Raw genomic sequence first — 25,614 nt, forward strand, 5'->3', positions numbered from 1 at the left:
GAGTGGGCCGCGTCAGGCTGCGAGGACGAGCCGCGCTGGCGGCCCACGCCTGATCACCGTGTGCTGGAGCGTTTCTGCTGTGAGATCGGCGGGAGGGGCGTCCACGGTCCGCGGTCTGCGCACCGAGGGGCCCTGCTCGCGTACGAGACCGGCGCACAGGGCCCGGACGACGGCGAGCGCCGCCCGGAGCGGACACAGCCGCGCCACCCGGGCCATCTCCGAAGCCGCCTCCGACGACAACCGGCCCAGCCGGCCCAGCGCCAGATCTCCGTGCCGCAGCAGCCAACCGGTCACCAGTGCGGCCAGCAGATGGCCGAGCAGCATGGCGAGCGACGGCAGCAACGCCGGCTGGATGACTGTGTTCTCCACCACATGGGAGCCGGAGCCGTGCGATGGCGGGGCGAGTCCCGCGTCGGTGACGATCCGATGGGCGTCGGTGGGGCTGAGGGAGGCACCGCCGGCCCCGCACACCAGCTTCGCGGCCATCTTGACGAAGACGTCGTCCGCGGTCGGCGCCAGACTCAGCCGGTGCTGGCCGACGCCGAAGAGGAGATGCAGGGCGAGTTGGCCGCCACCGAGTGCGCCGGCGATCGACGGCAGCGAGCGCACACGGCCCGTGAACGGCATGACCAGGCCGAACACCCCGGCGAAACCGACTGCGACCGTCCATCCGGGGACCGTCGCGCCCGATGCGAGCGCGTGTCCCGTCGCTGCCAACACCACGCAGACCGCGGTGAACACCGCAGCACGCAGCAACCGCGGACCCGTTCCGGCAGGGACGCCGGACAGGAGCGGCACGGGCGGCAGCGGCCTCGGGGACGACATGGCCGGCCCATCATCCCACTGGGTACGCGGCCGTGGTGAGGCAGGTCCGGAACGTCCCCTTCGCCGGTGTGAACGTCCCGGTGACGGGGGTCTCCTACACCCCGCCCACGGCGGCGCGCGTCGGCCGAATGAGCGCAATCACATCCGCCCGGTGCTTACGGACCCCCTACAGGGGCAATACGTAACGGTATGTCGAGCCGCAGCCAGGAGGCTGGAGCATGAGCATCTGGTGGTCACTCCACTTGCGGCGCGAAGCCGCGAGCATCCCGCTCGCACGGCGCCTGTTGCTCGGCACGATGGAGACCGCGGGAGTCGACCCCGACATCTCGTTCGACCTCTCCGTCGCGCTCAGCGAGGCGTGTGCGAACGCCGTCGAGCACGGAGGTGGCCCCGGTCCCGGAGAGACTCCCGGGGCGTATCGGGTCACCGCCTATCTGGACGGCGAGAAGTGTCGTATCGAAGTGGCCGACTCGGGCCCCGGTTTTCCGGCCCGTCAGGGCAGGACCAGGATCCGGGCGCGCACCCAGGCGCCCACGACGGCCGAGAGCGGTCGGGGGCTGTGTCTGATCGAGCAGCTCGCCGATCACGTCCACTTCGGCAACAGGCCCGGCCGTGGTGCCGTGGTCAGCTTCGACAAGGTCCTCAAATGGCGTGAGGGCGCGCTGCTCAAGGTCTCCTGAGACCCTTCGGTCCCCGAAGCCCCGGTAGCGCGCCCTCAGGCTGCGACGCCGAGTCGGTGCCGCCACTCGACTCGCCCTTGTGCACAGTCCTCATACACAGTCCTCATGGACGGCCCTTGTGCACGGCCCTTGTGCACGGTCTGTACGCACCAACCCCTGCCAGCACGTCCGGACCGGGCTGCTCGACCGCGTAGCGAGCGCTTCCTAGCGAGCGCCCGCGCGGTGAGCGCCTGCGCAGTGAAACAACTACGCAGTGAGCGATGCCATCCATGCCTCGACCTCGTCGGCCTGACGCGGCAGCGCGGCCGAGAGGTTCCTGTTGCCGTCCTCGGTGACCAGGATGTCGTCCTCGATCCGGACCCCGATCCCGCGGTACTCCTCGGGCACGGTCAGATCGTCCGCCTGGAAGTAGAGCCCGGGCTCCACGGTCAGGCACATGCCCGGCTCCAGCGTCCCGTCGACGTACGCCTCGTTCCGCGCGGCAGCGCAGTCGTGGACGTCCATGCCGAGCATGTGACCGGTGCCGTGCAGCGTCCAACGGCGCTGGAGACCGAGTTCGAGCACCCGCTCCACCGGGCCCTCGACCAGACCCCACTCGACGAGCCGCTCGGCGAGCACCCGCTGGGACGCGTCGTGGAAGTCGCGGTACTTGGCGCCCGGCTGCACCGCTGCGATGCCGGCCTCCTGGGCGTCGTACACCGCGTCGTAGATCTTCCGCTGGAGCTCGGTGTACCGGCCGTTGACGGGCAGGGTCCGGGTGACGTCGGCGGTGTAGAGGGTGGTGGTCTCCACGCCGGCGTCGAGCAGCAGCAGATCGCCGGAGCGGACCGGGCCGTCGTTGCGGACCCAGTGCAGCGTGGTGGCGTGCGGGCCCGAGGCGCAGATCGAGCCGTAGCCGACGTCGTTGCCCTCGACGCGGGCCCTCAGGAAGAACGTTCCTTCGATATACCGCTCACTGGTGGCCTGGGCCTTGTCGAGGACCCTCACCACATCCTCGAAGCCGCGGGCCGTGGAGTCGCACGCCTTCTGGAGCTCGCCGATCTCGAAGGCGTCCTTCACGGCACGGGCCTCGGAGAGGTAGACGCGCAGTTCCTCGTCGCGCTCGGCGGTGACCTTGTCGGCGAGCGCGGCTTCGATGCCCGAGTCGTGCCCTCGTACGGCACGCACCGGACCGGTGGCCTCGCGCAGCTTGTCCACCAGCTCCCGCACGTCCTTGGCGGGCAGCCCGAGCAGCTGCTCGGCTTCCGCCAGGGAGTGTCGGCGGCCGACCCACAGCTCGCCCTGGCCGGACAGCCAGAACTCGCCGTTCTCCCGGTTGGAGCGCGGCAGCAGGTAGATCGTCACCTGATGGCCGTCGGCGGTGGGCTCGAAGACCAGCACGCCGTCCTCGGTCTGATCGCCGGTGAGGTAGGCGTACTCCGTCGAGGCACGGAAGGGGTACTCCGTGTCGTTGGAACGCGTCTTCAGCTGACCCGAAGGGATCACCAGCCGCTCACCCGGGAAGCGCTGCGACAGCGCGGTACGGCGGGCGGCCGTGTGCGCGGCCTGAGCTATGGGCTTCAGATCGCTCTGCTCGGTGTCCGCCCAGCCGCCGGCCATGTTCGCCGCCAGCTCGTCGGTCACGCCCGGATACAGGCCGTTCTTACGCGGCTTGATCGTCTGCTCTTCTTCTTCCGGGGTACTCGGGGTGAGCTCCTCGGCCACGTCTGCCTCCTCGATACAACACTGGACCGGAGTCCATCGTATGTGGGACGTGAAGACGGCCCGGGGTCATGTGAGAAGCACCCCAAAACGGGCAGGGCCAGCTGGCGGAGGAAATCACGCCCCACCGTCGAAAACAGCGATACCGGAATCAGCCGACAAAATTGGCGAGGATCAGTCGAAACACACCGCGAGCAGCACGATGTCCTCCTCACTCGATGCCTGGTCGAGACCTTCTGGAAGGAGTTCCCGCAGCATGTGGTCGGCGATGGCGTCCGGGTTGCCCCGAGCCGCCTTCGGGACGCCCGCAGCCGCCGTGTGCAACCGGGCGAAGGCCCGGTCCACGGAGTCCCCGGTGCACCGCAGCAGACCGTCGGTGTAGAGGAGCACCGTTTCTCCCGGCGCGGGCGAGATCTCCACGCTCGGCGCCTCCCAGCAGGCGAGCATCCCGAGCGGCGCGGACAACGAGGTCTCCACGAACTCCGTCCGCCGCTCGCCGATCACCAGCGGTGGCGTGTGCCCCGCGCCCGCGAGCACCATCTTCTTCGCCGCGGGTTCGGCGTAGGCGAAGAGCGCGGTCGCCGTACGGGCCGGTTCGGTCAGCCGGAGCAGCAGCTCAAGGTCGGAGAGCACGGCGACGGGGTCCTCGCCCTCCATCACGGCGTACGCCCGCAAGGAGGCCCGCAGCCTCCCCATCGCGGCCAGCGCGCTCGGTCCCGAGCCGCTCACGGAGCCGACGGCGAGCCCCAGCGCACCTTCCGGCAACGGCAGCGCGTCGTACCAGTCGCCACCCCCGAGCGGGCCCGTGCGGTGGCGGGCGGCCAGCGTGACCCCCGGCAGTCGGGGCAGTCTGCTGGGCAGGAGCTCACGTGCGATGGTCGCCACCGTCTCGCGCGCCGCCTCCAACTCCAACAGCCGGGACAGATGCGTCGTGGCGAAACGCAGATAGAGGTCGATCAGGCGGCGCTGGCGCTCCTGCGGGGCGGTGGGCTCGTCGTACAGCCAGACGGTCGTGCCGAGGGTTCCGGCCGCGGCCGACGCCAGGGGCTGGGCATAGCTGGCGGCATAGCCGAGATGGGCCGCGACCTCGCGCAGCCGTGGATCGAGCGAGGTGTCGTTGAGGACGTCGGAGTGGCAGACCGGGGAAGGCAGCCCGTCCGGTGGTCCGCCCGGTGTGTCCAGCGGCCATGGGTCGACCCGATCACGATCCGGCTCGGGGACGGATCGCACCTCCGGGGCGTTCGCGTCGGCCGTTCGTGCTTCCCGCCGCTCCTGTTCCTGATCCTGCTGCTGCTCCGGCTTCGCCCGAGTCCGTGGGTTCGGATCGTGGCCGTCGCGGGGCGCGAGCATCGCCCCGTAGGTGGTGGTGGCGTATGGAACCGTCTGGATGTGACCGAGTTCGGCATGGCTGAGCCCGAGTCCCTTGATCCGGCCGGGACGGCGCTGCGGATCGAGGCCGGGGCCGGAGCGGCACGTTCGGTCCGGGGAGCCGGTTCCGGGGCCGACCGCTGTCGCCGGCGGTTCGAGGACCACCATGCCGCGGCGGGCTCGGACCAGGGCCGCACCGGCTTCCAGCAGTTCTTCGAGTGCGGCGTCGAGCGTGTCGGTTCCGGCCAGCCGCTCGATCAGTCCGTACAGGGCGGTCAGATCCGCCACGCGACCGTTGAGCCGGTCCCGGACGGCCGTATCGGGTGCGGCCTCTCGGGGGGCGCCCGTGCTCGGGTCGCCTTCCGCTCCACGGCGTTCCGCGTCGGCGGTGGAGTCGCACTCCGCACCGGAAGCGCACTCCGCACCGTGAGGGCCCTCCGTACCGGAACAGCCTTCCGGCCATGCGCCGGAGGGTTCTTCGAGGGGGGCGGGAACCGCAGGCATTCCCGAAAGTGCCGCCGGATTGTGCGGGGAAGAAGAAAGTACTGAGTCGATTCCAGCCACTTTCGGCACGTGAGGGGTACTCATGGCAGTCGACTTTTTGACTGGTGCATTTTGCTCAATAGCATCGCAAACCCCCAGGTGATTCTGGGCCGCTACCCATGTGTCCACATGTACACGTACGAGTAAGGGAATGTCCAGCATTGCACCAGTGGGATTGATGGTGTCTGGGGGACCTTGAACGTTCCTTGAACAATTCTTGAACTTGGCCGAAAAATGCACCTGATGGAGGTCAATTGAGGTCGACTGAGGGCGTTCGGCAGTGGATCCCCTCGATGGATCACTCCGGGGTGGAAGCCCCGAAGGGTGCATCGGCGGAAGCGTCATACCAAACGTGGTGGGTACGTAAACGGTGATGGCCAGGGGCAGTTGGCACCGCCCCGGAACCTTGCGACCGGCTCAGGCGTCTTTACCGGCGTAGGCCGCGCCAGGACTCCACGGCAGATCCCCACAGTGGTGGGGCTGATCCGTTATAACGGGACAGAACGGCAGGCGCTGACAGCAAGCGCCAGGCGCGCGCCGTGCTCGGCCGCGCGTTCAACGGAGCACAGCCCACGTTCGGCCCCCGGCGGCGATCCTGTCGCAGGCGAAGCGGGGGTGGCCCGTGCCACATCGGCAGAGGGCGGTGATACGCCGACCAGTTCTTCTTCGTACACCCAATAGACATGTGTACGCACGGTGAAGCTGCACACATGGTCTGATGTTTACCTCGGCGTTCAACGGAAAGGAACGAGCGCTCATGCGCGAGATCCTCGGAAGGCGACGCAGGCTCCGGTTTCGGCGCAAGAGGGGACCTGTACAGCCGGCACAGCTGGAGGCGGCGCTCACCTGCGCCACCGAGTGGCAATGGCCCGTACTCCCCGGCGTGGGACCGAAGACTGCCGCCGTTCGCGGTGGCGGTGACGTCCGTGGCTCCGGCTGCGGCTGCCCTGACCCCGAGTGCGTCGTCCCCGGCGCACACCCCTTCGAGCCCGGACTGCTCGCAGCGACGACGGACGAGCGGATGGTCCGTTGGTGGTGGACGAACCGTCCCACCGCCCCCCTCATCCTCGCCACCGGCAAGAACGCACCCTGTGCGGTGAGCCTGCCGGCCGTGGCCGGGGCTCGTGCGCTCTCGGTGCTCGATCGCATGGACCGACGCCTGGGACCGGTGGTCGCCACCCCCACGCGATGGTCACTGTTGGTCGCGCCCTACAGCCTGGAAGAGCTCGGTGAGCTCCTCTACGCAAAGGACTGCGTACCGAGCTCGTTGCGGTTCCACGGCGAGGGCGGCTATCTCGTCCTGCCTCCTTCGGAGACCGGGCTGGGCCAGGTCCGTTGGGAGCGGGCACCGCTGGCCGGTTCGGCCACACCCTGGCTGCCCCCGGTGGAGGCCGTGGTGGACGCCCTGGTGGAAGCGAGCACCAGCGCACCCGACGGCGGCAGCCGTCTCGCTTACTGACCCCGTCCGCCCCGCGTGACCCTCGCACCGCCGTCGTTGAGTTCGGCACTGGCGGTGCGACGCTGGGGAAGGGGACGGGTGCCCCAGTTGTACGGCCGCCAGTGCGTTGTGCGGGATGGCGACATCGATCCGGCGCTCCGCCTGGGGCCGGCAGGCATCCGACGTACGTCACCGGCCCCGCCGAGTAGGGGCCGCAGCCGCCGGGTCCGTCCGCCCCACCGCAATGCCCTGAGCCGGAATTTGAGTTCCGCAACGGGGTGGAACGTCACCCGGACGGCATACCGCACAGATCATCGAGGCACGTGAGACGGGCGCTGAGCAGCGGCTCGACAGAACCTCGGGAAGCATTCCGGTGGTAGTGCCAACGGTAGTGCCATGCACTTTTGATCCGTTGTGAAGTGCATGGCACTACCGTTGGCACTGACATCAGACGGAGTGGACGGTACGAAGACAACTCCCTTGCGCGGCAAGGGAGTTGACGTTTGCTGACGCACTGTCACTGGAGGTGATCCCTCCGTGGAAAGACAGACGCCCGGTCGCTGGCGACGGGGGATGCACCAGCGACCGGGCTTATAGAACGGTAACAAGAGATCTGCTGTTCGCAAATTCGATCTCGGGTATTCGGACAATGATTCAGTACGCGATAGCGGGAGTTGTGACTGGAGTCACTACCCTTGTTCTGCCTCTTGACGAGGCAGGATCAGCACCCTAAAGCGTCTGTTCTGAACGCAGTTTCCCGCCATGGCTGCCGCCCGGACTCCCGCCGTGCCTCTCGCCCGGAGGGGTGATGCGGACGGGTGTCGAGCCGGATGCGGTCCCGACGGGCGCTGCTCGGTTCCGTGCAGCGCCGTGGCACCGGGACTCAACTCAAAGTGACCTGACGGTTGGTGAGACCGCTGCGGGCCCGACGCTCCGCGGGTGACAGGGGCACGTCCTGGGCGAGGGCCTTCGCCAGCCGCTCGGCGAACTCGGCCGCGGGCTTCTCGCACTCCTCGGCGCTCATCGTGGTCGGCAGGTCCCACACCGGGACCACCAGCCCGTGGGCGCGGAACGACCCGACGAGTCGGGTGCCCTCGCCGAGCGAGGCGTCGCCGGCCGCGTACAGCCGGGCGAGCGAGTCGAGCAACTTCTCCTCGGGGTGCGGCATGACCCAGCGCAGATGGTTCTTCTCCGGCGTCTCGCACCAGTACGCCGCGTCCACGCTGTCGAGTTTGACGGTGGGGATGGCGGCGGCGTTGGCCCGTTCCAGAGAGGCGGCCACCTCGGGGGCGGACTCCTCCGACGACTGCGGCACCCAGAACTCGAAGCCGGAGTGGACCTTCGGCTCGAAGGGCGCGTCCAGATCGAGGAGGTCCTGGAGCCGCGGACCCTCGCCCTGGGCGGTGGCCCTGGCCGCGGGGCCGACGGGGTTGCCCGGCTCGGTCGTCAAGGCACGGTCGAGGGTGTCCGCCAGGTCGCGGCTGAGATCGCCGCTCGCCGTGTCGTTCTGGAGCCCCAGCAACACGGAACCGTCGTCGCGACGCAGGGCGGGCCAGGCCATGGGCAGTACGGTCGCCAGGGTCACGGAGGGCACTCCGTCGGGCAGTCCGCCCTTGAGCGTGAGTTCGACCGTCGCGGCGGGCACCAGTTCGCGCAGGGCGACCCAGTCGCATTCGCCGGGGAGGCCGTCGAAGGGGCGCTGGACCAACTCGGTGACGGCGTGGGCTGCGGCGCGACCGTGGCACGCCTTGTAGCGGCGCCCCGATCCGCAGGGGCAGGGCTCACGTGCTCCGACCACGGGCACGGGCTCGTTGCCGCCGCGGCCCGGATGGGGCTGGGGCTTCGATGCCTTGGTCTGAGGGCGCTTCTTGGCCATGGTGCGGCTTCTCCCGATAGCGGCGGAGGTGCTGTGTTTGCGCGAGCCTAGTCGCCCGCCGCTCCGACGACGGCAATCGGCTGCCCGGTCGCACGCGGTCCGGCCGCGGTCCGGCCGCGGTCCGGGCGATCCGGTCCTAAAGACCGCCGGGCGGATTCGCGAGAACGCAGGGGACGAGCCGGCTGTTGCCTCGGTGGCGTACGCCTCCCGCACGGTCCCCGTGGCGAGAGCGCCCGGGAGACGGCCGTCGGGTGGCTCGCCACAGCCTGGCCACCCGGGTTCGAATACCCGGGTGTGACCGGTGCACGGACGGAAATAACAAGAATGCCCAGACGGAATAAACAAAGAATAAGAGAAAGGTTCTTGGATAATTCGACGGGCGCGAAGCCATGGCACCGGAGGCGAACGTCTGGGTGATTCGCCCATTGCCCCGGCTTGGGAAAGCCCGGCCCAGCCGGTTTTCGTCGCTCTCCGTCACCCTTGGTCGAGGGATGGCGTTCGCACAGCGGCCGTCGGCTGACCGCCCTTACTCGCTTGCCCGTGTCTGGCCGACGGCGGGAACGCGGGGAGCACTTCCGTACCGCGTTGCCGCATATGCCAAGGGTCTATGTCAAAAATCGGGAGCACGATCTGGTGCACGGTCCCTTGCACCCCGCCCATCAGCTGAGATCGTCATAGACCTCCGAGAAGTTGAATCCGGGCCCAGTGACGCGCGTAGCAAAATCATCATGGCTGTGACCCTTAGTGACGACCACCCATACGGTGACTTCGCCCGACGAGCTGTCGCGTACGCCCCACTCCTGAGCCAGGGCACTGATGATGTTGAGCCCACGACCACCCCTGGCGGTGACCGAGGGCGTGGCGGGAACGGGTCGGGTGGGACCGCCTCCGTCCGTCACCTCGACCGTCAGTCCGCCGGTCCTGTCGAAGCGCCACGCGGCGCGAATGCTTCCGTCACCCACCTCCGCATGTCCCAGCGGCCTGCCGTGTCGGCAGGCGTTGCTGAGCAACTCGGAAAGAATCAGAATCGCGTCGTCGACGACCGATTCCGGCACTCCGCCGCGGCGCAACTGCTCCCGCATCCGGTGCCGTGCTTCCCCCACGCCCGCAGGGCCATGGGGTACGGCCATGCTCGACGACGTGGGCACTTCTTGTGCCACCACCAACGCCACCCCCGAGACCTCCTTTGCCCCACGCCACCGTGTGGATGCCCCATTGGACTGGACCGGAAACCGGTCTGAGGCGGGCCTGTGGCGCACTCTCGGTGGGTGTGTACGGACCGAACGCGCCGGTGCACTCCCTGTGATGCAAGTGGCAGCTGCTGCCTCTGGTGACAGGTGTCAGCTTGCTCGGCCGAGTTGGCTCAGCACCTGCCGGGGGCGATTGGTGATGATCGCTTCGACTCCGAGTCTGGCGCAGAGCTCGACGTCCTCCGGCTCGTTCACGGTCCACACGTGGGCACGGTGGCCCGCCTGGTGCAGTCGCTCCAGATAGCCGGGATTGCCGCGCAGGATCCGAATGCTCGGACCCGCGATCCGCGCCCCTGCGGGGAGCCGGCCGTCGCGCAGCCGGGGGCTGACGAACTGCATCAGATAGACCGTCGGGATCGTCGGCGCCGCCGCCGCGATCCGGTGCAGCGAACGGGCGGAGAAGCTCATGATGCGTACGGGCGAATCCTCGGGGGCCGTCGGCCCGGCAAGACCGAACCGGCCGAGCAACTGGAGCAGCTTCTCCTCCACCTGGCCCGCCCAACGGGTCGGGTGCTTGGTCTCGATCGCCAACTCGACCCGCCGCCCGGAGTCGGCGACCAGTTCGAGCAGCCGCTCCAGCGTGAGCACCGAGGTGAGGGACGGATCGCCCCAGTCGGGACTCTCCACGGAGTCCTCGCGGCCCTTCCAGGTACCGAAGTCAAGGGTGGCGAGGTCGGCGAGCTCCAGCGCGGAGACGGCGCCACGACCGTTGGACGTGCGATTGACGCGGCGGTCGTGGACGCAGACCAGATGGCCGTCGGCAGTCAGGCGGACATCGCATTCGAGTGCGTCGGCGCCGTCGTCGATGGCCTTCATGTAGGCGGCAAGTGTGTGCTCCGGGGCGTCTTCGGACGCTCCTCGGTGAGCGACGACCTGAATGTGGTGCTGCCGTGCTTGAGTCACCCGGGTCATGGTGTCATCGAGAACGGGCAGGCGTGTGCAGGGGCCCGTCTCCGGTGCTCGTCTCCGGCAGTTCGTCTCCGGGGCTTGCCGAACACCGGCGGAGAGCTCCCCCGGCCGCCCTGCGGGTGCGCCCGCTTTGTCGGAAGTAAAGGATTACGGGAATACGCACAGGTCCTGCTTACAGTGGCCTGACGAGCCGTGGGAAATGCTGACCTGGACAGACCGGGCCGGCTGCCGAAGCGGACTCCCTGCTGAAGTGAGCGACTGCGGGCGACTGGGCCGAGGGATCTCGTACGTCCCGAGCATCTCGTCGATCTGCAAAACCTTGAGGAGAAGAGAGCTGTGAGCACTGAGAACGAGGGCAACGAGGGCACTGCGCAGCCGGCCGCCCCGTCCGTACCTCCTGTGCCGGCAGTGCCTCCCGGTGGATCTCCCGCGTCGGCTGCAGCGCAGGAACCCCCAGCGGCCGGGGGGCCCCAGGGAGCACCTGCGGCGCCCGCCGGCCCGCCCGTCGCGCCCTCTGGTGCTGCGCCGGCGACCGCTGCCGGAGCTGCGCCCGGTCCTGGCCAGGAGTCGGCGCCCTTCGCAGCTCAGCCGGACCACACCGCCGCTTCGCACCACGGCGGACCGGCCCCCCAGGGCGGGGGCTGGCCGCCCGCCCCACCGACCCTGCCCTCGTACGGCGCCTACGGCGCGTCCCCCGCAGACGGTTTCGGAGGCCAGGGCGGCTCCGGCTGGGGAGCCCCCGTCGCCCCGCAGCCCCGGCGCAAGAAGCCGGGCGGACTGGTCGCGGCCGTGTTGGTCGCGGCGCTGGTCGCGGGCGGAGTCGGCGGTGGCATCGGCTACTGGGCGGCCGAGCGCAACGACGACGGCATCAACTCCACGACGGTCTCCGCGGCTGACACCCCGAAGGACCTCAAGCGCGATCCGGGCACGGTGGCGTCCGTCGCCTCGAAGGCCCTGCCGAGCGTGGTCACGATCGAGGCGAAGGCCAGCGGGGCCGGGGGCGATGTCGAGGGCGGCCAGGAAGAGGGCGGCACGGGCACCGGCTTCGTCTACGACCAAGAGGGACACATCCTCACCAACAACCACGTGGTGGCCTCCGCTGCGGACAGCGGCACCCTCTCGGTGACCTTCTCGAACGGCAAGGAATACGACGCCGAGGTGGTCGGCCGGGCACAGGGTTACGACGTGGCCGTCCTCAAGCTGAAGGACGCCCCCGAAGGCTTGGCGCCGCTGGCCCTCGGCGACTCCGAGAAGGTCGCGGTCGGCGATTCGACGATCGCCATCGGCGCCCCGTTCGGCCTGTCGAACACGGTCACCACGGGCATCATCAGCGCCAAGAACCGTCCGGTCGCCTCGGGAGACGGATCCAGCGGCAAGAACTCCTACATGAGCGCGCTCCAGACGGACGCTTCGATCAACCCGGGGAACTCCGGCGGCCCGCTGTTGGACTCCCGCGGCGCGGTGATCGGCATCAACTCCGCGATCCAGTCCACGGGAGGCGGCTTCGGCCAGACCCAGGCGGGCTCGATCGGTCTGGGCTTCGCGATCCCGATCAACCAGGCGAAGAACGTGGCGGAACAACTGATCAAGTCCGGGGAGCCGGTCTACCCGGTCATCGGGGCGACCGTGGACATGGCGGGCAAGGGCACCGGAGCCAAGATCGCATCCCAGGGCGCGGGCGGCACGGCAGCCGTGGTCGCGGGCGGCCCGGCCGCGAAGGCGGGCCTCAAGTCGGGCGATGTGATCACCCGCTTCAACGACAAGCCGATCGACAGTGGCCCGACGTTGATCAGCGAGATCTGGAACCACAAGCCGGGCGACAAGGTGACGGTGACGTACGACAGGGCTGGCAAGGAGAACAAGGCGACGCTCACCCTCGGCCAACGCGAGGGCGACAGCTGACCCCACCCACCCACCGGCCGCCGAACGAAAGGCTGCTGCGTGCTCCACCTCAGGGCCGGTACTCTGTAGGCCGCTCCACGCCAGATGGCAGGGGGCACTGGTGGGTTGCCCGAGCGGCCTAAGGGAACGGTCTTGAAAACCGTCGTGGCAGCGATGTCACCGTGGGTTCAAATCCCACACCCACCGCCAGATCAGAGTATGTGCAGGTCAGAAGGGGTGCTCCCCAGTGGGGAGCACCCCTTCTGCGTTCAGCCTGTCTCACCCCGAACGCCTGAATCTCACTGCTGACCAGTGCGTGTGGCCAACCTGTGGCCAGTCGTCACCCCTGCTGGGGGTGGTCCGGGCTCGCGAGGGCGTCATCGATCATGCTGTTCGATGCCTGCTGCTGACCTCGGAGGATCTTGGCGTAGAACTTCCAGAGAACGGCTGGCGTGTGGCCAGCGCGGCGAGCCACTTCCACAGGGTCCACGCCTGCCTTGATCCAGAGAGACACCCCCGCGTGGCGAAGCGAGTACGGAACATCGGCCAGTAGCGTCTCGACTTCGTCAGCTGACAGGGCCTTCTCCCGTGCGGCGTCCCAGACTCCGCAGTACTCCGTCGAACGCACCCTGCCGCCCCTTGCCGCACGGAACAGGCGTCCGTCCTCACTGACGCCGTACAGCTGGAGATGAAGCCGCAGCAGAGCCACGAGAATGGGCGGGATCGGTACCGAGCGGGTGGAACGGCGGGCCCGTCGTTTGAGGCCGCGGTCCTCATACGACCTGCCGTCATCCGTCCATCCGGAACCGACTTCCGGCCGACTGCCCCGAAGCACGAGTTCACCCCAGCCGCTCGCAGGCAGCTTGCAGTCCTTCTTGGTGAGCGCCGCGACTTCGGACGGACGCATCGCTGCGTAGTAGAGACAACCGAAGAACGCGTGCAGCTGCTCGCCACGCGCACCAGACGCCCGAACAGCTTCTAGCAGGCCACGTGCCAGAACAGGGCCCGGAACGTACTGGAAATCGACCTCGTCATCAGTCTGGGGAGGGGCCCAGTCGATCCGACCAAGAGGATTCGTGGCCAGTAGGTCCCGCTCTACGGCGTACCGGAGAGCGTTGCTCAACACCATCCGCTTCCGTCTGATCGTGTTGTCGGCAGCCCGCTTTCCGTCCAGTCGACGCGAGATCGCAGCCAGGGCACGGCGAAGCTGGTCAGAGTCCGGCACGTCAGCCACCTGAACCGAGTGCGTTGCCACCCACTCCAGAGCTTGGGCGATATCGGCCGGTGGGGTCTCCGCATCCATTCGTGCAGTGAGTTCTCCTGATTCCTGCCGCACCATCTGAAAGGCCCAAGAGGAGAGTGCGCTACGGAGGGTCTTCGGGTTGGGAGCTCCCTTTGAGGAGGTGACCAGCACGCTCGTAACGGCCGTCATCGATTCGGCAATGCTGGCCCGGTGCTTGGCTGCTGCGGTGGGCCACTTCATCAGCGCATATGCGCAGGCATGGGTGAACCACGTTGGGGATGACAGTTTCCGTAGCTCAGACACAGGGAGACCCGTGACCGTGTCGAACTGCTCTCCTTCTCGGACTGCTGACATCAACTCCGCCCGACGACCATCAGCCAGGGTCTTCGTCTGGAAAGGCTGCTGGTGAGTCTGGTCGCCAACCAGCCAGCGGAGTTGGAAGGGGGCGCTCTTGCTCGGACGATTTCGGATGCCCCAGATACGGACGCTGTAGGTCAGTGCCATGTCTCTCCAAGAAAGAGGGGCCCACCGTGGTGGGCCCCTCTCGGGTTGTTCGGGTGGGTGAGCGGTTAGGCGGCTCTCTCGCAGTCGCTCAACCAGGTGTCGAAGTCCGCTCGCCGGATGCGGAGCTGGCCGTTGGGGAGCTTGATGAGCTTGGGTGCCTTGCCACGGGCACGCATCCGGTAGAAGGCGGCGCGGGACATGTCGAGTTCGCTGAGGACTTCGGGGAGCTTGAGCATCTGAGGGCGGGCCACGGTGCGACTCCTTGGCGGTGGGGTGGGCGTGTGTCCGAGGTGGGGATTTCTGCGTCACCGCGTCACCCGCGTCACCGATGTGCTCTGACCTGGGGTTTTGGGGTGACGCAGGATCGGCGGGCTGTGTCATGGGTGACGCAGGGGTGCGTCACCGGGTGACGCGGGTGACGCAGGGGTGACGCAGGATCGGCGGTCTGCGTCACCCCTGTCGGTGCAGCTCAGGGGCCGTTTTCCGTCCCCGGTGACGCAGGTGACGCAGGATCTCTCTACTTAGGAAAAGAGGGAGGGTGTCTGTAGTAGTGGCGGTGACCCCTCAAGCGAAGGAGGGGCCGCTTCGCGGCGCGACCTTTGGGCGGCGCAAGCGCCGGATAAGCAAGAGGAGCACCGCGGCGCCGGGGTGCTCCTCTTGCTTGTTCAGTTCGCGTGGAATGTCTGTGGGTTAGAACGCTGTCTGCTGGTCCGCCACAGGGGGTGTGGGGCAGTCGAGTTCGATGTATCGGGCGGTTTTGGTGCGGCCCCATTCGATGACGACGCCGCGGGCACTGAGGGTGGGTTGTAGGCGCTTGAGGCGGTCTGAGAGGACTTTCCCGGTGGTGGGCCAGCCTTTAGGAAGGGGGCGGCAGTCTTCGCCGCTGTAGAGGCGGGTGAGCGCGTGAAGCCACTCGGCCGACGTCATCCGGACCACGGCGCCGGGGTCGAGGGTGGCAGCGTGCTGAAGGACGGTCTGCGCCAGCAAATCCCCCTCAATGACATCGTCGTTGAGGTCGTCCAGAGTGGCCCGGTAGGCGTTCAACGCTCCCAGGCCAGTCGCCGCGTCCAACTGCGCGCACAGGTGGGCGAAGTCAGCCATCCGTAGATCGCTCGGGATGTCCGTCTGCGCGGCTCGCACCTGGACGGTCAGATCCAGCAGCGACCCGAGGATCACGGGCAGCACCTCTTCGAACTCCCGCCACAACTCCGCCTCAGTGCGTCGGACGGTGGGGCGTTCGAGCCGCAGCGGCAGGAGCCGTTCGGCAAGGTCCGGGCGAATGACTCCGACGTCGATACCGGTCATGAGCAGGGGGCGCCGGTAGCGAGCCCGGTAGACGTCCCCATCGGTGAACAGGGCGCGCTTCAGGGTCTCGGCACCGGTGACGATGCAGCACATCAGGTCGGACAGGTCGGGGCCGAGGTGGGACAGGTTGTCGAGGGCGGTGATCCATCCAGCCGCCACCGCAGCGGTCAGGCTCTCTTCGTCCTTCGGAGGGCGCCGCAGGTCTGCGCTCATGCCCTCGATGACCCGGGTGAGCATCCGACCCGACGTCGACTTGCCCGCCCCCTGGGGACCGGTGAGGAAGGGGGCGGGGACGGGGACGGACGGGCCAAGGCAGCCGACCAGCCAGGCGATGGCCAAGCACTCGGTCTCGGCGGTGGCGAAGTTGTTGAGCCGCAGCAGGAGGTCGATGCCCTTGCCGTTCGTGCCCTTCGCGGGCATGGGGAGTTCCCCGGTGAGCTGGGTGCGGCGCCAGCACACCTCACGCGGGTCGGGGGTCAGGATGTCCCATCCGGTGGGGTGGATACGGACCGACTGCCCGTCGTTGCGTCCGAGGTCGAGCCAGGTGGCACCATCGAATCCGGGTGCGACGCGGATGTGCACGGCCTGTACCTCCGTCGTCAGAGCCAGGGCCTCGATCAGGTCGAGGGCTTCCTTGAGCGCGGTTCCGTTGAACACGCCGTGCCCGTCGCGGAATAGGCCGACCATCAGCTCTTGCCGGTGGCTGCCCGTGGTGCCTTGCGAGCGGATGGGGCGGGCGACGGGGTGGCCGTTCTTCTGCGCGTACACGGTCCCGTCGGCGGTGCGGAAGTACCGGAAGTGCGCTTGGGCATAGTCGGTGATGACTTCACGGCCCGGGGTCTTGTCGTCCTCGGACATGGCTCACATCCCCAGCGCGCTTCGGGCGTTGGACCACGCATCCGTGCAGTGCCGCAGGCTCTCGCCCTTGGCGTGCGCGGCCGTGAACAACTGGCCGATGTGAGCGTCGGTGAGGCAGCCGCACCGGCCGTGCGTCGACAGCACCGCGAGGAACGTCCGGTACACGGTCGCGTGCACCTGGCTCTGGGCGTCGGTGATGCGCTGTTCGGCCATGGCGATACCGCGCGCCAGATACGCGGGGGTGCGGTGCCGGCACTTCCCACCGGTCGACACGGGCACCGGTACAGGACGCACACCTGCAGCGACCGAACCGACCCTGCCAGGGCTGGCCGCGTCCTTCACCACCAGAGCGAGCACGACGTCCGGCAGTGCGGTCATGGTGCCGGTGCCGGGGCCGAGCCACCGGGCGTAGGCCATCCTCGATTTGATGTCGACACCGGGCCGAACGGCGTTCGCGGACTGCATGGTGCCTTGGTAGATCCAGTGTTCGCCGCGGGTGGTGGGCACGGTGCGGGTGGCGGGGAGCTCCCGACGTGCCCATGCGATGGCGGTGGGGTTGTCGAGGTCGACGACGGTGAGTCCAGCGCCTGCGGGGTGGTAGGCGATGCCGTCCGCGTGGTGCCAGTCAGCGGCCCATTGAGGGGAGGTGAGCACGCGGGTGTCGAGGGTGGCGGCGGCCCATCCGTGGCACGGCATGGGGCACCCGCACGGGCCGGGAACTCGCATGTGCGGCCGTCCGCCACAGGCCATGTCCCGGCAGGAGCGGCAGTTCGCGGGGGGCCGCTTGGCACGTAGGGGCAGCACGGGCACACCGTGCTGGGCCAGGTTCAGCGCTGCGGATAGCAGCGTGGTGGTGCGGTCATGGGTCATGCTGGAGACCTCCACTGTTCAGTTGATGGCTGGTGGAGGAGGGCGGCCCCGGTCATTGGCGTGAGTGGGGGCCGCCCTTGCTGGGTCAGGTGGTTGTGGTGGCCTGGTGGAGGAGTGCTACGGCGGTGGCGTCGTCTCGCTCGCCGCTGTGGCCTGTGCGTGCGGCAGCGGTCAGGGCATCGGTGAGGGTCTGCGGATGGTCCTCGTGGGCACGTACCAGGGCCTCTAGCTCTGGGGGGCTGACCGTGTCGTGGATGCCGTCGGTGGTGAGTAGCACCAGGCGGTCGGGGATTTCGGCTTCGCGGACGGTGGCGACTACCGCGGTGGCCAGGGATGTGCGGACCCACGCGTCGTGATGATCGGCGAGGTCAGCGGCCGGACCGCCGTAGACCCGGAGGAACTCACCCATCGTCTGATCGGTGGAGTACTGGCGCAGCCGGACACCGTTCCAGCCCCATGCGCGGGCATCCCCCACCCACGCGATGCGGGTGGTGTCGTCTCCGGGGCCGGTGACTGCCGCCACGGCCACCGCATCCGGCTCTGGCTCGTCGTCATAGCCGGGGTCGGCTACCAGCTCGCCAGCGGAGAGGAGTCCGGCTAGGGCGCCGCGCCGGGCGGCCACTCGGGCGGCTACCTCGGCAAGCAGCGTGGCGACGGTGGCGACGCGTTCGGAGTGTCCGATGCCGTCCACGATGGCAGCCGCCGTGGTCCGGTCGGCCAGCATGTGCACCACGGCGGCATCGCCGCTAGGGCCAGCCGTACCCGGCCGTGTGGACAGTCCGATGGCGAAGTCGACTTCGTTCATGGCAGGTGTCCTTAAAGGTTGGGGATGGTGTTGATGACGGCGGTGGCGAGGTTGTTGATGGGTTCGGCTGCTCCGGTGGATGCGAGGAAGAACCCGAATCCTGCGGCGGTGAATGCGGCTCCCCAGCTGAGGGAGTTGGAGCGCAGGAGGAAGAAGAGGACCAAGGCGAAGAGGGCGACGAGGGAGACGGTTACGGCCATGTCGTGGCCTTTCGGGTCAGGGCTGACGGGTTCGGTTGAGGCGGGTTCCGGCTTGGTGGATGGCGCGGCTGGTGGTGTGGGTGCGGGTGCCGATGCGTGGCCGGTAGCGCTGGCCGCGGCAGCGGCGGCAAGGCTTGGGGCGCCGCTTCGACAAGTCGCGGAATCCGGTACCGGAGCACTTGCGGCAGCGTCCAAACGGACTGACTGCACATAGCAGTGCGTAACCAGCGATGGCGAGGGTGAGAGCAAGGGCTAGGAGGGCCATGAGGGGCCGATTCCTCTCGCAGGGCGGGGTTTCGGGGGTTTGCGCAGGTGGCGTGCTAGACGCTAGGTGCCTGATCAGGTGGCCTGTGGGCTGCTAGCAGGGGTGCTAGACCTAGCGGCGTGGACTGCTAGGTCTAGCGGGCTGCTGTGGCCTATGCCGCGGCTCGATCGGCGTTACGGCGTGTGATGGATGCGGTGATGTCGGTGCGGTCGATGCCGCGCCGGTTGGCGCCCTTGCCATCGTCAGTGGTGCCCCACACTTGGCCCGGCTTGATGCCCCAGGGCTTGAGTGCGGCGGTGACGTTCTCGCCCTTCCATCCGCCGTACGTCTCGGGCTGGGTGTCGGAGAGGCGGGTGGCGATGCGCTCGCACCACACCGACTTCTCGTCGGTGGCGATGACGGCGAGCACGTCCGCGAGGATGTCCGACCCGCTGCCGCTCTGCTCCGGGCCCTTGCCGTCCGCGTGGCCGGTGATGTTGCCGTATGCCTCACGGGCGGTGCGGGCGCGGGCCACGATGTGCTCCGCGGCAACGGCGTCGACGAACGCACTGGCGACGATGCGCGGGTCGTCCCCTTCACCGGACATCCAGCAGATGCCGCGGTCGGAGCGGGAGAACATGGTGGCCCGGTAACCCGACTTGTACATCGACGTGCCGAGCACCATGTCGTTGGCGGGCTGCCCCATGACCTTGAGGCAGAAGCGGAGCACGGCGTTCGCGCTGATGCCGGTGGGCAGGGACTTGGCGTCGGGGCGCTGGGTGCCGAACATGACGACCATGCCGAGTGCGGGGCCGCGCTTGGTGAGGTCGGTGCAAATCTCCTCGATCTCTTTGCCGTGCTCCGGGTGCTCGAACGGCACCTGGCACTCGTCGAACCCGGCCACGATCGGATGCAGCCCCAACGACTTGTCACTCGCCAACTCCGGGGTGACCTTCGATTCCGGGCAGCGGGTGCGCGGTAGGGACTTGATGACCTTCGCCCTGCGCCGCAGTTCTTCTTTCAGCTCTCGGAGCGCTTCCAGGACGTATTCGATGTCGGGGTTTTCCTCCCCGGCCCGGTAGCGGTGGCAGATGGGTTCCAGGGCGGAGAAGTCTCCGGTGCCCTTGAAGTCGAACGCGTGGATCTCTGCCCGCGGGTCGAGGGCGGCGACCAGCAGCAACAGCCGCATGAGGAATGTCTTGCCCATCCGCGGGATGGAGCCGACGACCACGGACGCGAACATGAGGGTCACGGACACGTCGCGCATCCGCTGGTCGTTGCCGAACACCACCGGCTTGAACAGGTCCACCGTGCCGGATTCTGCGAGGGGCCACGGTGGTTTGGTGGTCTCGTTCATGGGCTTGTCCCCCACCCACAGGATCAAGCGTCCTTCGTGCTCGGTCGGGTCGGGTGAGGGCCAGACGCAGCCGAGTTTGCGGCGTAGACCGGACGCCAATGGTTTGCGGGCCTCCATGATGTCCTCGGGGGTGACGCCGTAGGGGAGATCGAGGTCGGCCCGGTATCCGGGCCCGTCCCGCACAATCTCCGAGGTGAAGCGGAGCCCGTTCATGTCACCGCCCCGCTTGATAGCGGCGGTGATCCGGGCGTTCCCGATGGAGTCCAGCCCGCGCAGAACGAGCGAGCCGGTGAGCTTTTGCACCTCCGTCTTCAGCACCGCAGGCCCGATGACCGGTGCGTCAGGCTGCTGACCAGCCGCACCGAGCAACAGCACGCCACCCGCGGCGAACGCGTACAGGAAGGCAGGGGCCATGACGTAGAGGTAGAGCGCGAACCCGACCCCAAACACCGCAGCGACCAGGGTGACCAGACTGCGCAGACGCACCCGCCCTGCCCGCAGACGGGCCAGGCGCATGTACTCCTCAACGTCCTCAGCCCGGACAGCGGCAGCCCGCAACGGGGCCGCTTCCCGATCCCACACCCACCGGCCGGTGGACGCGACGAAGCGGCACGCTCCCCGCGGTGACATCAGGGCGAGCCGTCCGGCGTATACCGGCAGCCGTACTCCGTGGTAGCGGGTCGCATAGTAGAGGTTCGCCGCGGTGTGGCGGGTGGTCGCGGTGAAGTCACGCCGGTTGGTGAGCCATGAGGCGAGGATGGGCTTGCGCTTCTCGACGCTCACCCCCGGATCGGGCAGGGAAGGGTTATCGACCGGCACCGGGGCCGGCAACTCCTCGGCGTCCGGCACGGGCCGCAGATGCGCACCCACCGTGACATCCGTCATGCTGAAACCTCCTCAAGGTGATGTGGGACCGATGGGGCCGGGGTGACCGCGCATCTTTGGCGAGAGCGGGCGGTCACCCCGGGCACATCAGCGGTTCTGCTCGTCTTCGTTCCGTCGCCGTTCCGCGTGCATGGCCTCCAGAGCGGCGACGGCACCCAGGGCCTCGGGTGAGCCCGGCCCGTAGTCGCACGCGGCCTGTCCCATCACGGCGGCGGCGTCGGCGGTGCGGGTGATGAACTCATGGTCATAGTTGGAGTCGAACATGGTGGTGTCCTCACGTTGTTGGTGGGAGTGGGGGCTGCCGGGGTGGCAACCCGCCCGTTGGTGATCAGGTCAGGCAGCGCGTTCCTGCCGCTTGCGGGCACCCTCGATGACCCGCTCGACCTTGCGTTGAAGGTCGGTGAGGTCGACCGACCCGTGCCCGTGTCGGTCGGGGTCGGCGAGACCACGCTTCGCCATCCGGGCGATGAGCCATCCGACCCGAGCTTTCTCGGCGGCGGTGAGGCGCGGTGGGTCGGGCCGGTTGGACGACGTCATGCGGCCACCCGCTTCCACGCCGCCCGCAGACGTACCTCGGAGGCGGAGTGACCAGCGGCACGGAAGCGGACGGACATTTCCCGGTAGGACAGGGCCGGGGTCTGGCTGGTGCGGATCTCGTGGACCAGCTGGTCCAGTTGGTCGTCCGTGAGCACCGGTACGGCGTTCAGGGCGAGTGCTGAGACGGGCTCGGCGGGGCCCCAAACGGGAAGGTCCCACGCGGGTGTGACGCCCTGTGCGACGGGGACCGTCACGCTGGTCAGCGCCCTACCGGTCTCGGCACCATCGCGTACGGTCTCCAGCGTCGACCATGCCCCCGCGAGGGTCTCGGCGGTCTTAGCCTGGACGCGTGCGACGCGCGCCCCAGCCTGCGTCACGGCCGTCAACCGTGTCTCTTCGGTGGCTGCGTCGGCCCGGAGACGGGCGCGGGCCACGGCCGCTTGGTCGCGTGCGTCCTGCTGGATACTGCGGATCGCTCCGAGCGCACCGGGGGTGAGCGCGGTCCGCTCCCACAACCCGTGCACCAACCACAATCCCTTGGCCGCGATCGGCAGCCAGGCCACAGCCAGCCACGCACCCGCAGACTCCTCCCCAAGTGCGTGGACGACCAGGACGCCGGTCGCCAGCAGGCCGAAACCCCAACCGACCACAGTGACCGGGACGCTGTGGTCGCCCTGCGCGGCGAGACGTCGTTCGTAGGCGAGGGTGGCCAACCATCCGCCATCGATCCCCAGACCGACTACCAGAGCGACCGGCCACGGCATCACCGGCCCGAGCCACATCACGACCACAGCCAGCGTCAGCACCATCGACACGGCCGTCATCGCCACGGCGGGAAGCGCGGTCTTCGCGTTCATGCCGCACCCCCAGCCACTGTGCTGCGGTTGGTCAGGGTGCGACGGGCAGTCAGTACACGACGGCGGGCACGGCGCACACGCCGTTCGTCCAGCTCCGACACCGGACGGTCCAGGACGCTGATCTGCACGTCCAGCAGGTCGACCTCGGCCGTGATGAGCGGCATTTCCTGGTCGATGGCGTCCAGCTCGACAGCGGTCGGCTCACGGTCGAGGAGGGCAGGCGCGGTGTCGACTGCCCGAGGGTGCGGGATGATGGTCATGAGTCGGGTTCTCTCCCTAGCAGGTGGAAACGGCTCCCAGCGGCCCCGGTGCTCCAACACCGGGGCCGCGCCATGGCTACTTCTTCTTGTTCTCGTCCTTGCTCTTGCTGATCTGAGTCAGGTTCTGGTCGAAGGTGCCGGGGCCTTCCAGCAAGGCGTGCACGATGATGTCGGCCGCGCGCTCCGGATCACCGTTGGCGATGGCGGCCTTGGCTTCGTCCCTGCGGTTGCTGAGGAATCCCATGCGTTTCTCCTTGGGGATGTGAGTCCGGGGCTGTCCCGGCTCCCCACCCCACCCGTGCGAGACGGGCAGGGCAGGCAACCGTCAGCGCTGCACCACGGCCTGTGCGATATCGCGGTGGTAGACGCGAACGCCATCGCGTCCCACATCCCGTAGGCGCTCCGCCACAGCGTTGGCGACGGTCGGCGCACGATGCCGACCCCCCGCACACCCGGCAGCCACCGTGACCACTCCGCCACCAGGGCCCGACGCGAACGCCAGCACCGCACGGGCGGTGGCTTCCACCAGATCGACGATGCCCGGAGTGTTGAGCACCGCGTGCCGCACCGGCTCGTCAGCGGCGGTCATGGTCCGCAGCTCCGGGGACACGTGCGGGTCCCGGAAATGCGTCCGCAGATCAACGGTCAGATGCGCCGCGGGCGGCGCATCGTGCAGGTAGCCGAACGACACGATCTCTACTCGCGCGGCCATCACCGACCACCCCGAACACGGGCGTCGGTCTGGCTGCGCCGGTTGGCTTCTGCGACCTTGCGCGCCAACGCGGCGCGCTCCGTTTCTGTCATCCTTGTCACCACAGGTGACCTCCCATAAAGGTGTGCCTGTCAGCGGCGTCTGGGTTGCCCCCCGGACGCCGCCCTTCGTGTTGGGGCTTCCTGCTGCCCCACGACGGTCACCATCCCGATCGGTACAAATGGGGGATGGTGACGACGTGCAGCTCAGGACTGCCACGCGACCTTGAGCCGCGCTGACGACCTTTTGAGGGAGGTCGTGGCCCGTCGTACGCGCTTCTGGATCTGCGCCTCATCCCGCTCACCCGAGGAAGTGCTACTCGGGGTTGTCGCGCGGCGTGCCTGCCCTCGGGACAGATCCGGTCTTTTGAGTCGGTCATCCCTCGGGACAACCGACTGGTCTCCACTCACCTCGGCCGGAGTCCTCACGGCCGTCACGCTGCGGTGGATCACGCTGTGCAGTTGTTGATCGAGCAGCCCAAAGAAGGCCCCTCCATGCTCGTAGTCCTAGGACTGCGAGCCGCTGATAAGATTGTGACGCACAGTCCCAGGACTGTCAACAGTCCTGGGACTGTGTTTCACTGGGACGCATCGAAGGGAGTTCGGCTGTGGCACCCAAGTGGCGCGACCTGGCGGATCGGATCGCGCAGGAGATCAGGAACGGCGAGTGGGCACCCGGGGATCAGTTGCCCCAGATCAGAGAGCTTGTGGAGGCAGGGGAAGGCTCGAAGTCCACGGTTCATCAGGCATACAAGGCTCTTGAGGCCGAAGGGCTCGTGACATCGTCACGTGGTCACGGCACAGTCGTGCGCGCACGTACACCCCTCAAGCGCCTCGGCATTGCTCGCTATGACAAGGCGAAGTGGCGTGACGGCGATGAAGTCGCGTTCATCGCTGACCGCGTGGCGTCGGGGCGGGCGTACAAGCGGGATGAGCAGACGCAGACTGTGAGCCGCGTCGAAGCGACTGCCCTTGTAGCCGAAGGGCTCGGCGTCCCGGTTGCGTCCGGGGTCTACGCGCGGGCCCGGCTGGTGAAGGAAGGAACACAGCCCACTCACACCCTGACCAGCTACTACCGTCCCGAACATGTCGAGGGCACTCGCATCGTTGATCCCACACCGGGGCCTGCTGGCCGGGGCGGCGGGTACCGCGTGCTCTATGACGCCGGGTACGAGATCGACCACATGAAAGAGGCGCTGTTCGCGCGCGTGCCGACGGCCGACGAGGTGAAGCTCCTACAGCTCCCCGTCGGCGAACCTGTGATCGAACTGCACCGGACCACGTACACGGCAGATAGCACGGTGGTCGAGTTCGCTGTTGGTGTCCATGCCGCTTCCCGCTTCGCATGGGAGTACGAGTTCGACGTTCCCGATTCCGCCCGCCAACAGGACAAGGACAAGGAGGGTTCGGCGTGATCTCCGTACAGGACTGGAAGGACACCCAGCTTCTCTGGGACTACCAGCAGATGCACCACGAACCGCGCCCCTGCTCGGTCGGCATCGGTCTGGGCAGTCATGACCTGGGGGTAGCTGACACGACCGTGAGCCTTTTCCGGCGCGGCATGATGCCGCTGATCGTCTTCACGGGCGCGACCAGCCGGACAACCGTGGAGCGCATGCCGCGCGGTGAGGCTGAGCACTACCGGGACCGCGCGCTTGAACTGGGCGTGCCGGCGGACGCCATCCTTGTGGAGCCGCACGCACGTAACACCGGGCAGAACATCACCCTGTCCCGCTCGTTGCTCGAAGAGCAAGGGATCGAGGTGTCCTCAGTGCTGCTGATCAGCAAGCCATACGAGGAACGGCGGGCCTACGCCACCGCCCGGAAGCTGTGGCCCGAAGTGGAGTTCGTCAGTGCTTCCACCCCGATGACGCTCCCTGAATACGTCGACTCGATCAAGGACCCGCGCCTTGTCATCGACATGCTTGTGGGGTCGCTTCAACGGCTGTTGATCTACCCGTCGCAGGGCTTCATGATCTTGCAAGAGGTGCCCGGTGATGTGGCGCGGGCGTACGAGCGGCTGGTGTCGCGCGGCTTTACGAGCCGTCTCGTTCCCGAGGACGTTGGGAGCGCGTGACCCGCCTCGCGCCACCCCTGCGGCCATCCTCTGGCCAACATGGGCCAGCGGGCGCTACGTAGAACGGCAAAGGCGCAGGTCATGCCGCATCTGCCCGCCTGAAACCGGATGGTCTTGAAAACCGTCGTGGCAGCGATGTCACCGTGGGTTCAAATCCCACACCCACCGCGTGGTGAGCAGTGAAAATGGCCCCTGACCTGGGTTTTTGGTCGGGGGCCATTCTCATGCCCGGTTCCAGCGACTGCCGTGGTTTCCCGTTCGATCGGGCACGGCTGGGGCACGGTAGCCCGATCGCCTGGACGGTTCCGATGCGAGCGGTACATCTGAGTAGCTGTGCCCATGTGCAGGGCCTGCAACGTCAGCATGCTGGGCGGCATGCGATTAACGGGAT

At 68.1% G+C, this 25,614-nt stretch carries 24 protein-coding genes and 1 tRNA gene; 6 read left to right on the forward strand and 19 right to left on the reverse strand.

What is annotated here, in order from left to right:
• Nucleotides 1-12: 12 nt before the first annotated feature.
• Nucleotides 13-825 (reverse strand): hypothetical protein, encoded by an 813-nt coding sequence (locus ABZ348_RS10530; protein WP_358931376.1) that lies wholly within the window; start codon nucleotides 823-825, stop codon nucleotides 13-15.
• Between the two features lie 218 nt (nucleotides 826-1,043).
• Between ABZ348_RS10530 and ABZ348_RS10535 the strand changes: the two genes are divergently transcribed.
• Nucleotides 1,044-1,505: an ATP-binding protein gene (locus ABZ348_RS10535; protein WP_358931377.1), complete on the forward strand. Its 462-nt coding sequence runs from the start codon at nucleotides 1,044-1,046 to the stop codon at nucleotides 1,503-1,505.
• Between the two features lie 246 nt (nucleotides 1,506-1,751).
• Here the strand turns inward: ABZ348_RS10535 and ABZ348_RS10540 are convergent, their stop codons facing one another.
• Together ABZ348_RS10540 and ABZ348_RS10545 are read right to left on the reverse strand one after the other, a co-directional pair.
• Entirely contained in the window at nucleotides 1,752-3,209 is a 1,458-nt protein-coding gene (locus ABZ348_RS10540; protein ID WP_358931378.1) for an aminopeptidase P family protein, read from the reverse strand.
• A 171-nt stretch (nucleotides 3,210-3,380) separates the two neighbouring features.
• Nucleotides 3,381-5,078 carry a PP2C family protein-serine/threonine phosphatase gene (locus tag ABZ348_RS10545; protein WP_358931380.1) on the reverse strand — a complete coding sequence of 566 codons (1,698 nt, stop codon included), beginning with the start codon at nucleotides 5,076-5,078 and terminating at the stop codon, nucleotides 3,381-3,383.
• Between the two features lie 796 nt (nucleotides 5,079-5,874).
• On the opposite strand from ABZ348_RS10545, the gene ABZ348_RS10550 reads away from it, so the two are divergent.
• The gene (locus ABZ348_RS10550) at nucleotides 5,875-6,576 is read left to right on the forward strand and encodes a bifunctional DNA primase/polymerase (RefSeq protein WP_358931382.1); all 702 of its coding nucleotides are present in this window, start codon (nucleotides 5,875-5,877) and stop codon (nucleotides 6,574-6,576) included.
• An 862-nt stretch (nucleotides 6,577-7,438) separates the two neighbouring features.
• On the opposite strand, the gene ABZ348_RS10555 is transcribed toward ABZ348_RS10550, so the two are convergent.
• The 3 genes from ABZ348_RS10555 to ABZ348_RS10565 form a co-directional block, all read right to left on the reverse strand.
• Nucleotides 7,439-8,431, reverse strand: a complete 993-nt coding sequence (locus tag ABZ348_RS10555; RefSeq protein WP_358931384.1) for a DUF5926 family protein — start codon at nucleotides 8,429-8,431, stop codon at nucleotides 7,439-7,441.
• A 659-nt stretch (nucleotides 8,432-9,090) separates the two neighbouring features.
• Entirely contained in the window at nucleotides 9,091-9,690 is a 600-nt protein-coding gene (locus ABZ348_RS10560) for an ATP-binding protein (protein ID WP_358931386.1), read from the reverse strand.
• Nucleotides 9,691-9,771: 81 nt separating this feature from the next.
• Complete coding sequence (locus ABZ348_RS10565; protein ID WP_358931388.1) at nucleotides 9,772-10,593, reverse strand: glycerophosphodiester phosphodiesterase; 822 nt, start codon at nucleotides 10,591-10,593, stop codon at nucleotides 9,772-9,774.
• Between the two features lie 333 nt (nucleotides 10,594-10,926).
• Here ABZ348_RS10565 and ABZ348_RS10570 point away from each other — a divergent pair, with 333 nt between their 5' ends.
• A complete protein-coding gene (locus ABZ348_RS10570; protein WP_358931389.1) occupies nucleotides 10,927-12,492 on the forward strand; it encodes a trypsin-like peptidase domain-containing protein in 1,566 nt (521 codons plus the stop codon).
• 99 nt (nucleotides 12,493-12,591) lie between these two features.
• Nucleotides 12,592-12,681 (forward strand) — tRNA-Ser (locus ABZ348_RS10575).
• 130 nt (nucleotides 12,682-12,811) lie between these two features.
• Here the strand turns inward: ABZ348_RS10575 and ABZ348_RS10580 are convergent.
• The 13 genes from ABZ348_RS10580 to ABZ348_RS10640 form a co-directional block, all read right to left on the reverse strand.
• On the reverse strand, nucleotides 12,812-14,218 hold the full coding sequence (locus ABZ348_RS10580) for a site-specific integrase (RefSeq protein WP_358931391.1): 1,407 nt from the start codon (nucleotides 14,216-14,218) through the stop codon (nucleotides 12,812-12,814).
• 65 nt (nucleotides 14,219-14,283) lie between these two features.
• Nucleotides 14,284-14,469: a helix-turn-helix domain-containing protein gene (locus ABZ348_RS10585; protein ID WP_358931393.1), complete on the reverse strand. Its 186-nt coding sequence runs from the start codon at nucleotides 14,467-14,469 to the stop codon at nucleotides 14,284-14,286.
• 439 nt (nucleotides 14,470-14,908) lie between these two features.
• The gene (locus ABZ348_RS10590) at nucleotides 14,909-16,381 is read right to left on the reverse strand and encodes an ATP-binding protein (RefSeq protein WP_358931395.1); all 1,473 of its coding nucleotides are present in this window, start codon (nucleotides 16,379-16,381) and stop codon (nucleotides 14,909-14,911) included.
• Nucleotides 16,382-16,384: 3 nt separating this feature from the next.
• Entirely contained in the window at nucleotides 16,385-17,251 is an 867-nt protein-coding gene (locus tag ABZ348_RS10595) for a bifunctional DNA primase/polymerase (RefSeq protein ID WP_358931396.1), read from the reverse strand.
• Nucleotides 17,252-17,336: 85 nt separating this feature from the next.
• Nucleotides 17,337-18,056 (reverse strand): hypothetical protein, encoded by a 720-nt coding sequence (locus ABZ348_RS10600; RefSeq protein WP_358931398.1) that lies wholly within the window; start codon nucleotides 18,054-18,056, stop codon nucleotides 17,337-17,339.
• Nucleotides 18,057-18,067: 11 nt separating this feature from the next.
• Nucleotides 18,068-18,256, reverse strand: a complete 189-nt coding sequence (locus ABZ348_RS10605; protein ID WP_358931400.1) for a hypothetical protein — start codon at nucleotides 18,254-18,256, stop codon at nucleotides 18,068-18,070.
• Between the two features lie 416 nt (nucleotides 18,257-18,672).
• Nucleotides 18,673-20,742: a cell division protein FtsK gene (locus ABZ348_RS10610; RefSeq protein WP_358931402.1), complete on the reverse strand. Its 2,070-nt coding sequence runs from the start codon at nucleotides 20,740-20,742 to the stop codon at nucleotides 18,673-18,675.
• A gap of 87 nt (nucleotides 20,743-20,829) precedes the next feature.
• Nucleotides 20,830-21,006 carry a hypothetical protein gene (locus ABZ348_RS10615; protein ID WP_358931404.1) on the reverse strand — a complete coding sequence of 59 codons (177 nt, stop codon included), beginning with the start codon at nucleotides 21,004-21,006 and terminating at the stop codon, nucleotides 20,830-20,832.
• A 69-nt stretch (nucleotides 21,007-21,075) separates the two neighbouring features.
• On the reverse strand, nucleotides 21,076-21,279 hold the full coding sequence (locus ABZ348_RS10620; RefSeq protein WP_358931406.1) for a DUF6257 family protein: 204 nt from the start codon (nucleotides 21,277-21,279) through the stop codon (nucleotides 21,076-21,078).
• On the reverse strand, nucleotides 21,276-22,136 hold the full coding sequence (locus ABZ348_RS10625) for a protein spdB (protein ID WP_358931408.1): 861 nt from the start codon (nucleotides 22,134-22,136) through the stop codon (nucleotides 21,276-21,278). Before ABZ348_RS10625 ends, ABZ348_RS10620 begins: the two co-directional genes overlap by 4 nt.
• Nucleotides 22,133-22,396, reverse strand: coding sequence for a DUF6284 family protein (locus tag ABZ348_RS10630; protein ID WP_358931409.1), 264 nt, complete (start codon nucleotides 22,394-22,396; stop codon nucleotides 22,133-22,135). The genes ABZ348_RS10625 and ABZ348_RS10630 overlap by 4 nt, the downstream gene beginning before the upstream one ends.
• 76 nt (nucleotides 22,397-22,472) lie before the next feature.
• Nucleotides 22,473-22,640 (reverse strand): hypothetical protein, encoded by a 168-nt coding sequence (locus ABZ348_RS10635; protein ID WP_358931411.1) that lies wholly within the window; start codon nucleotides 22,638-22,640, stop codon nucleotides 22,473-22,475.
• An 81-nt stretch (nucleotides 22,641-22,721) separates the two neighbouring features.
• A complete protein-coding gene (locus ABZ348_RS10640; protein ID WP_358931413.1) occupies nucleotides 22,722-23,108 on the reverse strand; it encodes an RNase adapter RapZ in 387 nt (128 codons plus the stop codon).
• Between the two features lie 646 nt (nucleotides 23,109-23,754).
• Here ABZ348_RS10640 and ABZ348_RS10645 point away from each other — a divergent pair.
• Both ABZ348_RS10645 and ABZ348_RS10650 read left to right on the forward strand, forming a co-directional pair.
• On the forward strand, nucleotides 23,755-24,561 hold the full coding sequence (locus ABZ348_RS10645) for a GntR family transcriptional regulator (RefSeq protein ID WP_358931415.1): 807 nt from the start codon (nucleotides 23,755-23,757) through the stop codon (nucleotides 24,559-24,561).
• Nucleotides 24,558-25,223: a YdcF family protein gene (locus tag ABZ348_RS10650; protein WP_358931417.1), complete on the forward strand. Its 666-nt coding sequence runs from the start codon at nucleotides 24,558-24,560 to the stop codon at nucleotides 25,221-25,223. The genes ABZ348_RS10645 and ABZ348_RS10650 overlap by 4 nt, the downstream gene beginning before the upstream one ends.
• Nucleotides 25,224-25,614 lie beyond the last annotated feature (391 nt).

Source organism: Streptomyces sp. NPDC005963 (assembly GCF_040638655.1).
Taxonomy (GTDB): domain Bacteria; phylum Actinomycetota; class Actinomycetes; order Streptomycetales; family Streptomycetaceae; genus Streptomyces.

Bases quoted from the DNA above. Each gene is read 5' to 3' on its own strand.
- ABZ348_RS10580 (WP_358931391.1), bottom strand. From the start codon at position 14,218: ATGGCACTGACCTACAGCGTCCGTATCTGGGGCATCCGAAATCGTCCG.
- ABZ348_RS10590 (WP_358931395.1), bottom strand. From the start codon at position 16,381: ATGTCCGAGGACGACAAGACCCCGGGCCGTGAAGTCATCACCGACTAT.
- ABZ348_RS10565 (WP_358931388.1), bottom strand. From the start codon at position 10,593: ATGACCCGGGTGACTCAAGCACGGCAGCACCACATTCAGGTCGTCGCT.
- ABZ348_RS10545 (WP_358931380.1), bottom strand. From the start codon at position 5,078: ATGCCTGCGGTTCCCGCCCCCCTCGAAGAACCCTCCGGCGCATGGCCG.
- ABZ348_RS10625 (WP_358931408.1), bottom strand. From the start codon at position 22,136: ATGAACGCGAAGACCGCGCTTCCCGCCGTGGCGATGACGGCCGTGTCG.
- ABZ348_RS10610 (WP_358931402.1), bottom strand. From the start codon at position 20,742: ATGACGGATGTCACGGTGGGTGCGCATCTGCGGCCCGTGCCGGACGCC.
- ABZ348_RS10535 (WP_358931377.1), top strand. From the start codon at position 1,044: ATGAGCATCTGGTGGTCACTCCACTTGCGGCGCGAAGCCGCGAGCATC.
- ABZ348_RS10530 (WP_358931376.1), bottom strand. From the start codon at position 825: ATGTCGTCCCCGAGGCCGCTGCCGCCCGTGCCGCTCCTGTCCGGCGTC.
- ABZ348_RS10605 (WP_358931400.1), bottom strand. From the start codon at position 18,256: ATGGCCGTAACCGTCTCCCTCGTCGCCCTCTTCGCCTTGGTCCTCTTC.
- ABZ348_RS10550 (WP_358931382.1), top strand. From the start codon at position 5,875: ATGCGCGAGATCCTCGGAAGGCGACGCAGGCTCCGGTTTCGGCGCAAG.
- ABZ348_RS10620 (WP_358931406.1), bottom strand. From the start codon at position 21,279: ATGACGTCGTCCAACCGGCCCGACCCACCGCGCCTCACCGCCGCCGAG.
- ABZ348_RS10555 (WP_358931384.1), bottom strand. From the start codon at position 8,431: ATGGCCAAGAAGCGCCCTCAGACCAAGGCATCGAAGCCCCAGCCCCAT.
- ABZ348_RS10595 (WP_358931396.1), bottom strand. From the start codon at position 17,251: ATGACCCATGACCGCACCACCACGCTGCTATCCGCAGCGCTGAACCTG.
- ABZ348_RS10615 (WP_358931404.1), bottom strand. From the start codon at position 21,006: ATGTTCGACTCCAACTATGACCATGAGTTCATCACCCGCACCGCCGAC.
- ABZ348_RS10630 (WP_358931409.1), bottom strand. From the start codon at position 22,396: ATGACCATCATCCCGCACCCTCGGGCAGTCGACACCGCGCCTGCCCTC.
- ABZ348_RS10600 (WP_358931398.1), bottom strand. From the start codon at position 18,056: ATGAACGAAGTCGACTTCGCCATCGGACTGTCCACACGGCCGGGTACG.
- ABZ348_RS10635 (WP_358931411.1), bottom strand. From the start codon at position 22,640: ATGGGATTCCTCAGCAACCGCAGGGACGAAGCCAAGGCCGCCATCGCC.
- ABZ348_RS10640 (WP_358931413.1), bottom strand. From the start codon at position 23,108: ATGGCCGCGCGAGTAGAGATCGTGTCGTTCGGCTACCTGCACGATGCG.